Annotated in this window: 3 protein-coding genes; all 3 read left to right on the top strand. The window is 35.7% G+C overall.

All coding sequences use genetic code 11. The features are described 5' to 3' along the window. The first annotated feature begins 35 nt into the window (after positions 1 to 35). Complete coding sequence (locus B6258_RS08670; protein ID WP_099074925.1) at positions 36 to 647, top strand: hypothetical protein; 612 nt, start codon at positions 36 to 38, stop codon at positions 645 to 647. A 163-nt stretch (positions 648 to 810) separates the two neighbouring features. Beyond that, the gene (locus B6258_RS08665) at positions 811 to 2523 is read left to right on the top strand and encodes a ShlB/FhaC/HecB family hemolysin secretion/activation protein (RefSeq protein WP_099074924.1); all 1713 of its coding nucleotides are present in this window, start codon (positions 811 to 813) and stop codon (positions 2521 to 2523) included. An 81-nt stretch (positions 2524 to 2604) separates the two neighbouring features. Next, the coding region (locus tag B6258_RS08660) for a two-partner secretion domain-containing protein (RefSeq protein WP_099074923.1) at positions 2605 to 14205 on the top strand (11601 nt) is incomplete at its 3' end.

Here is a 14205-nt window from a genome sequence, read left to right as displayed (position 1 = left end):
TGCCAATCCTTATTTAATTGATAGGATGCACTAAGATGAAAATTCGTACATTGATGATGATACCATTGGTTTCGATGTTAATTACCCCTATATTTGATGCAATAGCGGCAACATCAAAGGGATCAATGACGTTAAATTTAACTGGAGAGATTGATATGAATATTAATCCCTCACAGTCGCAACAAATATCAGGAAGTTTGTCGGGAACGACTTCTTTTAATGCAACCCCTGTTTATTCGGGAAGTGGTAGTAGCGCATGGGCAACAAATTTTGCAATTATTTCATTAAGTCAGCAAGATGATAGATGTAATGCACAATTTGTTACTGAAATCCCTAATCACCCTAATAAATATGGTTTAAAGTTAACACACTCGTCAAATAATAATACGGCCGTTTACGTCACTCCTGAATTTAATTTTTCAGTAAGTTTATCAAATTTTGGTAATACCTTCGAAAGTATGTACGGGGGACAATTTTTTCGACAAAATAATAATCTTATTGATGTTTTGACGCCTGATAGGAAAGTCTTTACTTTAAATGGAATAAATATTCCAATAATAAATTATTTTAATTTTTATAATTTATTGAGATTAACATTAATAAATTTATTAAGTGGTTTTTGTTATTATATACGGCTAATTTTTTAACATAGGTTGATTTTTTTAATCTTTATATTGTTAAAGTCACGGTATTTTATTTGTTATTCAATTATTGATATTTACTTTATATATTATAATATCAATAATGTTAAAGATTAGATGTATCCTAAATTAATACAATTAAAAGCACAGAATCTATTTATTGCATAATATGAAAAAAATCATACTCTTTTTAAAATTATGGGTATTTTTTACGCTATTTAATATTCCCATATCTTCAGCAGATGTTTCTGAAAAAGCGACTGAAATCTTTAACCAGCAACAACAGCATAATCAAAGTCAACAAGAGGCTCTTTATCAACAATTAACACCTGAAACACCTAATATATATTTTGATATTAGCCAATATGAAGAAAAAGAGAATGAAACGGAAGAAAAGCTCTGTTTTCAAATAGAACATATTGAAATAACCAATGCAGAGGTTATTCCTCATTGGGTTAACTTACCTCTTTTTAAAACTGAATTTATAGGGCAATGTTTGGGGATCAGCGGAATAAATACTGTTGTCACCCGTATGCAAAATCGCCTATTAATACATGGATGGATCACAACACGCATTGTTGTACCAGAACAAGATATTAGTCGCGGAACATTATATTTAACAATAGTTCCCGGCATTATTCGCAATGTTAAGTTCACTGATGATTCTGATAAATATGCCTTGTTGTATACCAGTATGCCTGCACATAAAAAACAGCTACTCGATTTACGTGATATTGAACAAGGGTTAGAAAACCTACAACGATTACCCGTTGTTAGTGCTGAAATGGAAATTAAACCAGGTGAAAATGCGGGTGAAAGCGATATTGTGATAAAACGAAAACAATCTCGTTTTTGGCATACTTCATTATGGATCAATGATGCAGGATCACCCGCAACGGGGCGTTATCAAGGTGGCTTAATGTTAGCGCTAGATAATCCTTTAGCGATGAGTGATTTGTTCTATTTATCAACAGAACGTGATTTAGATTTTGTTGGTAGTAAGAATAACCAAAATATTATGGCGCATTATTCAGTTCCTTTTGGCTATTGGTTATTTGATATTAACGCCTCTAAATATGATTATTCTCAAACAGTAGCAGGTCATATTAAAGATATTCTCTATTCAGGCGAAAGTGACAGCATTAATGTAGGTGTGTCATACATTCTTTTTCGTAATCAGAATAGTAAAACGACATTACGTTATGGTGTTCAAGCTAAAGTCTTACGAAATTATATTGATAATACTGAAATTGAAATACAACGCCGACGAATTAGTCATTGGTTAATGAATCTCTCTCATCGTCAATATTTCAGTTTGGGAACTTTGGAAGCTAGCATAAATTACCAAAAAGGAACACGCTGGTTTGGTTCAATGGCTGCCTATGAAGAAAAGTATCTTGATAATTACTATGCAACAGATAAAGCTAATATTTTAACATGGCGTGCTGAATTAGATATTCCAATATCTATTGCTCAGCAGCAGTTTAAATATCAAGCAAGTTATCGCAAACAAATGACACACGATGCATTAACACCCATTGATCAGTTTGCAATTGGTAATCGTTGGACTATTCGTGGATTTGATGGTGAAAGAACACTCAGTGCAAATGAAGGTTGGTTTTTGCAAAATACATTGAGTTGGCGATATCCTGCATCGGAACAGTTTATTTATCTCGGTGCAGATTACGGTGAGTTAAAAACAAACACGGATAATCCTCGATTATTAGGCAAACATCTTGCTGGTGGTGTTGTGGGTATAAAAGGTTCGTTATTTTCATCCACAATAAAATATGACTCATTTATTGGTACGCCATTATCTAAACCCGATGGTTTTAAAACGGATCATGTTAATTTGGGATTTAGTATTAACTTTAATTATTAAAATACAGAATTAACTCAAATTTTAAATAAAAAATAATAATTAAATGAAATTTATATTGTCTTTTAGGCAAGGAACTTACTCATGAATAAATTATGTTATCGCGTTATTTATAATCGTACTCGACAATTAATGGTTGTTGTTTCTGAATTAACGAAATCTAGTAGTGAAGATAATAAACGGAATAATATTTTTTCATTACCTATTAGTGCATCATTTAATAGCGTGGCATTTGTATTATTGATGATGCAGGGATTAGTGAGTTTTTCAGCACAAGCAAGTCAAATTATTGCTGATCAACACGCGCCTAAAAATCAACAAGCAACGGTATTACAAACAAGTAATGGGTTAGCTCAAGTTAATATCCAGCAGCCGAATCAACATGGCGTTTCTCGTAACCAATTTACGCAATTTGATGTTGATAATAAAGGTGCGATCCTTAATAACAGTCTACAAGATACTCAAACTCAATTAGCGGGCATGGTAACAGGCAATCCTTGGCTTGTTAATGGTGAAGCTAAGGTTATTTTAAATGAAATTAATAGCCAAAATCCGAGCCAATTAAATGGTTTTATTGAGATAGCAGGACAACGCGCTGAAATTATTATTGCAAATCCAGCAGGTATTAGTTGCCAAGGATGTGGCTTTATTAATGCTGTAAATACGACTTTAGTTGCAGGTAAAACATTAACCCATGAAGGTGCAATTTCTGGCTATGAAATTAACAATGGTAAGATTGTCATTTCAGGTAGTGGTCTAAATGATAGTCAAAGTGATTACACTCGTATCTTAGCGCGTGCCGTAGAAGTTAATTCACGCATTCAAGCCAATAAATTAGAAATTACGACAGGTAAAAATACATTAGATAATGATGGTGATGTGGTTAGCCAAGATAATTCGGCGACTAAACAAAATGATTATGCTATTGATGTGGCACTTGTCGGTGGTATGTATGCCAATAAAATTAAACTTGTTGGCACTGAATATGGTGTTGGTGTACGCAATGCAGGCGAGATTGGTGCGGAAGCAGGTGGTTTAACACTAAATGAAAATGGTCAGTTAATAAATACGGGGCTAATTCAGTCTAAAGCACAATTAAGAATTAATACGGCAAGTGTAAATAACCAAGGTGTGATCACTGGAGATAACAATTTAACGTTAAACACTACCGGTGATCTTGTGAATAGCGGCACATTACAAGCTAAAAATAATATCCAACTAAAAACAGCAGAAAACATTTCTCAAACTGCATCAGGCAAAATACTCGCACAAGAAAATATTCAGATTGATGCTAAAGGATATTTAGCAACACAAAAGAGCCAACTGGGCGCAGGCATTGATAATAGTGGTAATGCTGTTAATTCTGCCTCGTTAACGTTGAATGTAACGGATGATATTATTTCTGCTGGTCAGCATCTAAGTGGTGATAAAATTAACCTGACTGCTAAAAATATCGATATTTCAAATAGCAAAACACAAAGTAAAGATCTACAAATTAGTGCATCAGTAGGGCAAATTAAAACAGAGCTTGCACAAGTTAATGCTAATACGGTAATGCTTAATGCCAAAACAGACATTATAAATCGTAAAGGCGAGATCAGTGGTGATAAGCTTCGACTTATTGCGCCTAACTTGATTGATAATAGCGAGGGTAAATTAAGTCAATTAGGTCGTCATGAATTACAACTCAATTCTGCTGTATTAAATAACCAAAAAGGTGAAATTAATACTGCAGGAAACCTCTCTTTAAATCATCAAAAGCTGAGTAATCAACAAGGTGATATTCAAAGCCTTGGTCGCCAATTAATTATTAAAACAACAGTGCTTAATAATCAACAAGGCACAATGTCACTACCTCAACAAGGTGCTATTACTCTAAAAACTGAAAGCCTATTGGGTAAAGAAGGTTCGCTATTAACAACGGGGCAGCTTTCTCTGCAAGGGAAAAATTTAGATTTAGACAAAGCCACAACTCAAGCGAAAAAAATAGAGATTAGCGCAGTTAATCTTAATCATAATGAAGCGAATTTAAAGCAAACAGGTACTGAAATTACATCGATTAACGTAGAAAAAATACTCAGTAACCGACGTGGTAATATTCAGACGCAAGGCGCATTAACACTCAATGCTCAAGAGATAGATAATACGCAAGGTGAGGTAAGAACCTTAAATCAAAATCGATTAGATATTACGGCTAAAGGAACTATTACTAATGATAAAGGTGCATTGATATCCGCTGACACTCTTAAACTTAGTGCCAATATATTAACTAACCAGCAAGGCAATATTCATGCTGATAAAACCATAGATCTCACCCTGAATAATAAGCTTGATAATACGGCTGGAAAAATCGTCAGTAAAAATAACAGCGAAATAAAAGCGAGTACATTAAATAACGCTAAAGGTGAAATTGGTGCTAATGGGTTAAATATCACTTTAACAGGAAATGCAGATAACCAACAAGGTACAATAATTTCACAAGATAGATTGCGTTTAACTGCAAATAACGTTGATAACAACCAAGGTGTTATTCAATCAGAAAAATCCTTGTGGTTGATAACTCAAGGTGGTGAATTAAATAACCAAAACACGCATCAATCTGGCGGTATTATTAGTAAAGAGGAGTTGCATCTAAACGTTGGTGATATTAACAATAGCCAAGGGATTATCAATGCTAAAAACCGTATTGATCACCAGAGTAAAATTGTTAATAACCAGCAGGGTAAAATCGTTACACAAGGTGATTTTACGGCTAATACGCAAGGATGGAATAATACATCAGGGTTAATACAGGCATTTAATATCACAATTAACTCAAATAACCAGCAGTTAGTTAATTGTGATACACAAAAAAAGCAAGGTATCCAAGCAACACAAAATCTACTACTGAATACCGGATTATTAGATAATAGCCAAGGTGATATTAGTGCTAGCCAATTACAACTAAATACAGCTAAAGCCGGTTTTATCAACCAATTTGGTCGATTAACATTATCAGATCATGCAACGTTAAAAACAGGTGCGATAAATAATCATGCAGGGCTGATTATTACCGATAAAGATCTCATTATTGATAGCCACCAGCAAAAAATAACGAACAGTGAAACACAAAAAAGTGGCGGAATAGTTAGCCAAGGTGGATTAAATATTCACAGTGGTGATCTTGATAATCAACAAGGGCAAATTCTCGCTAAGCAGCAAGTTGATTTACAAACTAACATCGTAACTAATCAATCTGGACAAATTCTTAGCGAATTAGCGAGTTTAACACTAAAAGGAATATCGCTAGATAATAGCCAAGGGCACCTGTTTTCTCCTCAACAATTACAATTAACTTTGCGTGATAACCTGATTAATCGTCAAACAGTTGATGGTAATAAAGGCATCGAAACAAAGGGATCATTAACTATTAATAGTGGTGATATTGATAGTACACAAGGTCGTATTGTTTCCGCTGAGCAGTTAACCGTCAATAGTGGCAATTTAATCAATCAACAAGGCATATTAGGTAGCCTAAACAGTGATTTATCAATTACCAGTAAACAATTGATTAATGATAATGGTTCAATAAGTGCCAATAACATCACCATGAATACACAAGGTGAGCGTTTAAGTAACCAAAGTACTAAAGTTAATAGTCAAATTTTTAGTAAAAATGCACTCAATATTACAACAGGTGAATTAGATAACACCAAAGGAAAGTTGTTCAGTAATGCTTCTGTTAATATTTTAACTCATGGCGAATTAAATAATATCCAAGGAGAAATAAGTGGTCATGAGACGTTAGAAATTGAGGCAAAAAAAGCGCTGAATAATACGCAAGGATCACTTGTCTCTAATAAATTAATGACGCTTACGACGGGGAGTGAGTTAAATAATACGAAAGGAAAAATCACTAGCCATGATGCATTATCCATTGAAACCAAAGGTAAATTAGATAACACATTAGGTAAAATAATTGCTCGTAATAGTGAGAATATTTTATCTTATGGCGATCTAATTAACTATCAAGGTCGTTTAGGAAGTGAGAAATCATCACTGACTTTAAATACCCATCAAATTGACAATCGTAATGGTGTTATTTCTGCTCAAAGTGATCTGAAATTAGATTCAAATAAATATGCTATCGATAACTCGCAAACTTTGAAAAGTGGTGGAATTGTTAGCCAAAATAATATCACCATTGATAGTGGAGAACTAAACAACCAAAATGGTCAGTTAGTTGCTAAATACAACGCAATAATTAATATGCATCAGCAACAAATCGCCAATAATAACGGAATTATTTCCGCTGATAATGGCACTATTTCTATTGATTCTGCCTCAATAAAAAATATATCTGGATTAATTTTTTCTCTAAAAGAGATGGCAATTAATACCTACGGAAATGTTATTGATAACAGCAACAGTAAAAATAATGGTGGCATTTTAACCAAAGCTAATTTAACGCTTAATGCGGGTAATATTAACAATAATAAAGGTAATTTAACGGCTGAGAATGGTAGCAAAATCACCTTCAATCAGTTAAATAATCAACAAGGTAAATTAGCAAGCCTTAAGCAAAACTTAGTATTAGAAGGCCGTGAGCTTGATAATGATGAAGGATTGATTTATTCATCAGAAAAACTGCAAATAGAACTATCTGATCAATTTAGTAATAACAATACGTCAGATGATCTTGGTGTGATCAGTCATAACGATATCGAAATAACAGCCAAGTCATTGGATAATCAGCAAGGTCGCATTATTGCGAAACAAGAAAATAAGCTGACGTTAGGTGACATTAATAATAACCAAGGTACATTAGCAAGCCAAGCTGGAAAACTGGTAATAGAAAGCGCTCAACTGCTCAATCAATCAGGATTGATTACAGCTAAAACAGAATTAAATATTAATACCAACAGACAGCGACTAGATAATACACAAGGAGTATTAGCAAGCCAAACAGGTAAGTTAATTATCGCCAGTCATGAACTGTTAAATCATGCAGGGTTGATCACGGCGAATACAGCATTAAATATTAACACTGATAAACAGCGCATTGATAATAGTGATACAGCAACAAATGGCGGTATTATAAGTAAAGGCGAATTAGAAATTAACGCCGGTAATATTAATAACCATGGCGGTAAAATTACGTCAACGGCTAAACAGTCACTGTTTGTTGAAGAGATTAATAATAAGAAAGGTAAGATTGGTAGCATAGAAGAGCGCGTATCAATCGAAAGTGGTGCTATTAATAACCAAAATGGTCTTATTACGGCAAAAACGCAATTAGATATCACAACGAAAAATAATCAATTAGATAATAGCAACACATTGTCTCAAGCAGGAATTATTAGTCATGGGGTATTAAACCTAGTGACAGGTAACTTAAATAATCAATTAGGCTATATCTTTTCTGCTAAATCTTTATTGCTTAATAATTTAGGGATGAGCAACCGTGGTGGCGAAGTCATAAGTCAGGCAAATGGCTTTAAGTTAATGACTCAAACGTTAGATAACCAACAAGGTACACTCTACTCAGCCAGTAATTTCACTTTAGATACACAAGGTTATGAATTAAACAATAGCCAAACGTTATCTGGTGGCATTATTAGCCAAGGAAAATTAGACCTAAAAAGTGGTGAACTTAATAATACTCAAGGGCGCGTTATTTCTGACGACGACTTAAATATTTCTAGCGAAAAACTGATTAATCACCAAGCACAATTAGGCAGCAAACAGGGCGGGTTAAATTTAAAATCAGCCGAAATTGATAATAAAAAAGGTGTGATTAGTGCGAGTCAAAATGTTGTTATTAACACGCAGAAACAGAATATTAATAACCAAAATGGGCTAATAAGTGCATTAGCTAACCTGACTATTTATAGTGGGCAACTTGTTAATCAAACAGGAAAAATAACCACTAATCAGCAAGCAACGATTAATGCTGGCGATCTTGATAATAGACAAGGCAGCATCGCTAGTAATAGCCATCAATTAACCATTAATGCCAATAATATAAATAATGCGAAAGGGCTAATTTACGCTGTTAAAGCACTTACCATTAATGCAAATGGTAAGTTAATTAATACGGATAACAAAGCGACAGCGGGCATTATTACTCAACATAATCTGAACGCAACGGTTAAACAGCTAGACAACCAAAATGGATTAATTTCTGTCGCGGGTATACTGAAACTAATTAGCCCTGAAAAATTAAATAATCAGCGAGGGCTGATAACTGTAGGCCAAAAAGCAGAACTACAAACAGAGCAGTTAAATAACTATCAAGGAAAAATCTCTTCTGGCGATTTATTAACGATTAGTCACTCTAATACGCCACTTATTAATCGTGAAGGGACGCTGGTATCTTCTGGTGCAATTTCATTAAACAGTGGCGATATTGATAACCAGCAAGGGAAAATAACTGCACTTAATGCACTAACCATTAATAGCGGTGAGTTGCAGAATAATCAAGGTACCATATACGCCCAAAAAGAGTTAAATATCCATTCTCAAGAATTGGTTAATACCGATGGATTATTGCAATCAGATAGCCAGCTTAAGTTAAATACCAGACAAAATGATCTGATCAATTTAAATGGCAAAATTATTGGGACGACTGAAACCCAACTTAACGTCGCAGGGCTTAATAACCAAAAAGGACATATTCAGGCAACTGACAAACTGGATATTCAGTTAAATCAAAGTGAGTTAGATAATCAGCAAGGAACACTCTTATCAGCAAATAACTTACTGATCAACGGTAAGGGTATTGATAATCAACAAGGTGTTATTCTTGCGGGTAACAATACTGAAATCACGCTCAGTCAGGAATTAAATAACCAGTTAGGACAGATCCAATCTCAAGAACAACTCACTGTAATGGCTCAACAACTTGATAATCAGCAAACAGACGATGAAAATCTAGGATTAAGAGCAAATAATATTCATATTACAGTGAACGATTTGCTTAATCACCAAGGCGTTATTCAAGCCAGTGAACAACTTAAATTAATTCCGGCTGAAAACCTGAATAATCAGCATGGTTTGATATCTGCTGCAATGTTAGCCATTGAAGGTAAAAGTGAAAATAAATTAGCTGTTGATAATAAAAAGGGGCTATTAGCCGCGACACAACAGCTTCGTTTATGGGCTGAAAAGCTGAGTGGTAATGGCGAAATTATTTCGGCTGGTAACAGTGAAATTCAATTAAAAACCGCCTTCAAGTTAGAACAAGATGCCACAATTAAAGCGCAGAATTCTTTAATACTCTCTTCAGAGGATGAAATTCATAACGCTGGATTTATTTATGCGGGTGAGAGGCTTTCACTTCAAGCGACAAACTTAAATAACAGTGAGTCAGTAGCACCAGTAGAAAGTGATTATTTGGTTACGGCTCGTAGCAAAAGAAGTATCGATGATAATGAAAAACGTAATGGCGAAATTAGTGCAAAGCAGCTGATATTAACTATTTCAGAAAAACTACAAAATACAGGATTGATTGATGCTTTTGGTGGCACACTTACATTAACGGCTGATGCTATTTATAATCAAGCTGGTGGGCGCATTTATGGTGATAATATTCAGCTAAAAAGCCACCAATTTGATAATTATGCACAGCTTGAAGATATTGCTCCGGTATTAGCTTCTCGTGAAAACCTACAACTATTTAGTAATACAATAAATAACCGTAATCACGCTCTTATTTACAGTGGTGGCGACATGGCAATTGCGGGTTTTGAAACAGAAAATCTGCCAGAAAGTGTTGCTGCTGATGTATTAAATAATGAAAGTGCATCAATTGAAGCGAGTGGAAATTTATTTGCTCATGTTTCAGAAATTAATAACCGCGATCTCTATTTGAAAATCAGCGATCCCGAAAAAGTGTCTGAAGTACCAATGTATCAATTTGGTGTTGATTATAGTGGTGATAAATTTGATTCTAATGATGAGCGAATTTGGTACAAAACTAAGACTCGTGAGCATATATTAAATATTGATGGCCACCAATATAAAAATTTCTATGAATTTAAATATAATATTATTACAGAAGAGTCAAAATTATTACATCGTGATCCGGCATTAATATTGGCGGGTAAAGACATCATTTTAAAAGGCGATAATTTAAATAATATTGACAGTCATATTATTGCAGGTGGCAAACTGATTATTGATGGCATACATATAAATAATCAGGAAACTGAAGGTAAAAGAGTCGAGTATCATGAAGGAACGGCAATTAAGCATAACGAGCCGGGTAAACGTAGAGGGCTTCGTGGTAAAAAGAAAGAGAGCTCATCTAAAAGTAGTCATTATGGACCGTTTGAAGTGGTTAAATCCTTATCATTAGGATTACTTGAATATAAAGAAAATATCGATTTAACCTCAGATAAGCGCCCAGAATTAAGTGAGCAGAGTGAAATAAAAGTATTCACTACTCGAAGATTCGGTCGATTAATTGCTCATCATAATCAAGTCGATGTTGATACTGCGGAGCTAACCGCTCTTACGCCTGAAAAAATAGATTATGATTTGGGTGATGGACTATCACTAACAAAATATAAAGAGGGATTATTAACAGACCAAAGTGATCTTGCTCTCTTTGATAAAATAGCCACGACAAAACTCGATGATGCGATTAATGGTAATCAACCGACAGAAATCGTATTAGAAAGTGGTGACACGGTTTCAACATTTAATTCTGAGCAAACTGTAATTACGCAGCCTAATAGCGTATTGCCAGAAATAAAACGGTTAGAAAAACAACCTGAGTTTCCTATTGGTAAAGTAATTACCGTTCCTCAGTTAGAAAAGCCAACTGCAGAGAAAACCATAGAAGTTAAAATTCAGACAGTGGCACCTATATTAACGCTCCCTGAAAACCGCTTATTTACTTTAAATAAAGGAACAGATAGCCAATATATTGTTGAAACAGACCCTCGCTTTACCAATAAAAGAGAGTGGTTAAGCTCAGATTATATGCAGAATGTATTATCTATTGATCATAATAATACGCATAAGCGTATTGGTGATGGTTTCTATGAACAACGCCTAGTCCGTGATCAAATTATTCAGCTAACGGGTAATCAATATCTTGATGGGCATAATGATAGCGAACAGCAATATCACGCTTTAATGGATGCGGGTATCCGCTTTAGTGAAGAGTTTGGCATTAAACCGGGTGTGACATTAACGGCTGAACAGATGGCGATGATCACAACGGATATGGTGTTATTAACCAGTAGAGAGATCACATTACCTAATGGCTCCGCTGAAAAAATATTAGTGCCTCAAGTTTATGCGCGAGTTCTACCTGGTGATTTACAAAACAGTGGTGCATTACTTTCAGGTAGCGAAGTTATTTTAAATAATATTCCTGAATTAAAAAATAAAGGCACCATTTTAAGTAAAACAGAATTACAAGCATCAACCGATAATTTAATTAACCAAGGGTTAATTAAAGGGCAAACAGTAGATTTACTTGCGTTGCAAGATATTAAAAATGAAGGCGGACAAATTGTAGGACAAAACCGTATTAATCTGCAAGCAGGTAATGACATTATTAGTACAGCAACCGTATCGGGTAATAGTACCGACCAATGGTTAAATCGTGGTGCTGCTATTTATTTAACAGAGCCAGATGGTGAAATTACATTAAAAGCAACGCGCAATTTAGCGTTAACAGCAACAGATATTTTAGCGAGTGGCGATAACAGTCAATTGGCGTTAACCGCAGGTAAAAATATTGAATTAGGTACTATTAATACACGTCGTCAAGAAAATATTGATTGGGACAGCAATAACTATCTACATAAAACCACTGAAGAAGAGATTGAATCTCATCTTTATGCGGGGGATATCTCAATAACATCGGGCGAAGATATTCGTCTGACGGCAACGGATATTCAAGCTACAGGCTTACTAGGATTAAATGCAGGTAATGATATCTCATTACAAAGTGGTTATTCCTCTATTGACCAAATTGCACATAGTGTGACGAAAGATAAATCGTTTGGCTCTTCGGAAACTCGCACTACACATGCTGAAATTCATAATAAACAAGCAACAGGTACTCAGCTAAAAGGAAATGAAATCTCTATTTCTGCTGGCCATGATTTAATTGCACAGGGTAGTGAAATTATTGCTACACAAGATATCAATCTTGATGCGGGTAATCAATTATCGCTAACCACAGCAGAAGAGCTTGCTTTCCAATCTTATGAAGAAAAAATTAAAAAATCAGGCATTGGTGGTACAGGGGGTATCGGCTTTACTGTGGGTAAATCTGCATTTGAGCAACTCAATAATAGTAATGCCGTGACTCAAAAAGGCAGCGTGATTGGTAGTACTGATGGCAATGTTCACATTAGCTCAGGGGATAATCTCACCATCGATGGCAGTGAAATGATAGCCAAAAAAGAGATATCTCTTACAGGGGATTCTGTTGATATTTCCTCTTCTGAAAATAGCTATACGGAATTAAGTCGAACTAAAAGTAAACAAAGTGGCGTGACGGTTGCACTAAGTGGTACCGCAGGAAGTGCAATTAATGGTGCTATTGCGGGATACAAAGCAGCCAAAGAAACGGATGATAGCCAAATTAGTACCTTGCAGAGTATCAAAGCAGGACTTTCGGGTGCTCAGGCAGCAGGTGCAATTGCATTAGATAATGCCCAATCTGGTACTGATAATGAAAGTACAACATTAATTGGCGCTAATGTTGCTTATGGTAAAAGCTCCTCTGAGTCTGAACGTATACAGCAACAAGACATCGCCCAAGGCAGTAGCTTAAGTGCAGGTGAAAACCTCTCTATTACGGCAACAGGAAAAGCACAAGGCGATATCACTATTACAGGCAGTGAGCTACAGGCTGGTGGCGATCTTACCTTAAGTGCTACGCGAGATATCACATTACAATCAGCACAAAACCAAGAGACAATAGACAGTAAAAACAGCAGTAAAAGTGCGTCTGTCGGTGTTGGCGTAACAGTAGGTTCTGGTGGTGTTGGGGTCAATATTAATGCCAATGGTAGCCGAGCGAAAGGATTTGAAGAGGGCGACCACACCTATTACACCAATAGCACATTAAATGCAGGGCAAACGCTCACATTACAAAGTGGTCAAGATACGACCTTAAAAGGCGCTCAAGCGCAAGGCGATAAAGTTATTGCTAAGGTGGGCGGTGATTTACATCTTGAAAGCCAGCAAGCGATTGATGATTACACATCGAAGCAATCGAGTGAAAGTGCGGGTGGTAGTGTCAATGTAATGGGCACACCGGGAGGCTCGGCAAATATCTCGTTTAGTCGCGATAAAATGGACAGCAAATACCGCTCAGTGGAAGAACAAACGGGCTTATTTGCAGGCAATCAAGGGTTTGATATTAGCGTGGGTAAACATACCCAGCTTGATGGCGCAGTGATCAGCAGTACCTCAGAAGCTAAAAATAATCAGCTTGATACAGGCACATTAGGCTTTAGTGATATTCATAACTACGCAGAATATAAAGTTGAACATCAATCTGGGGGAGTAAGTACTTCAGGTGGCGTTGAAGGCAATCTGCTGGCGAATATGGGGCATGCGTTAGCCATGGCCGGCAACCATAGTGACAGCGTGGAAAACACCACTCAATCTGCGATATCACAAGGTACATGGACAGTGCGTGATACTGACAATCAACAGCAAGATATCGCGCAA

Origin of the sequence: Proteus alimentorum, assembly GCF_002607735.1 — a bacterium.
In the GTDB taxonomy this organism is placed as follows: domain Bacteria; phylum Pseudomonadota; class Gammaproteobacteria; order Enterobacterales; family Enterobacteriaceae; genus Proteus; species Proteus alimentorum.
This window is presented reverse-complemented; position numbering and strand designations above follow the sequence as displayed.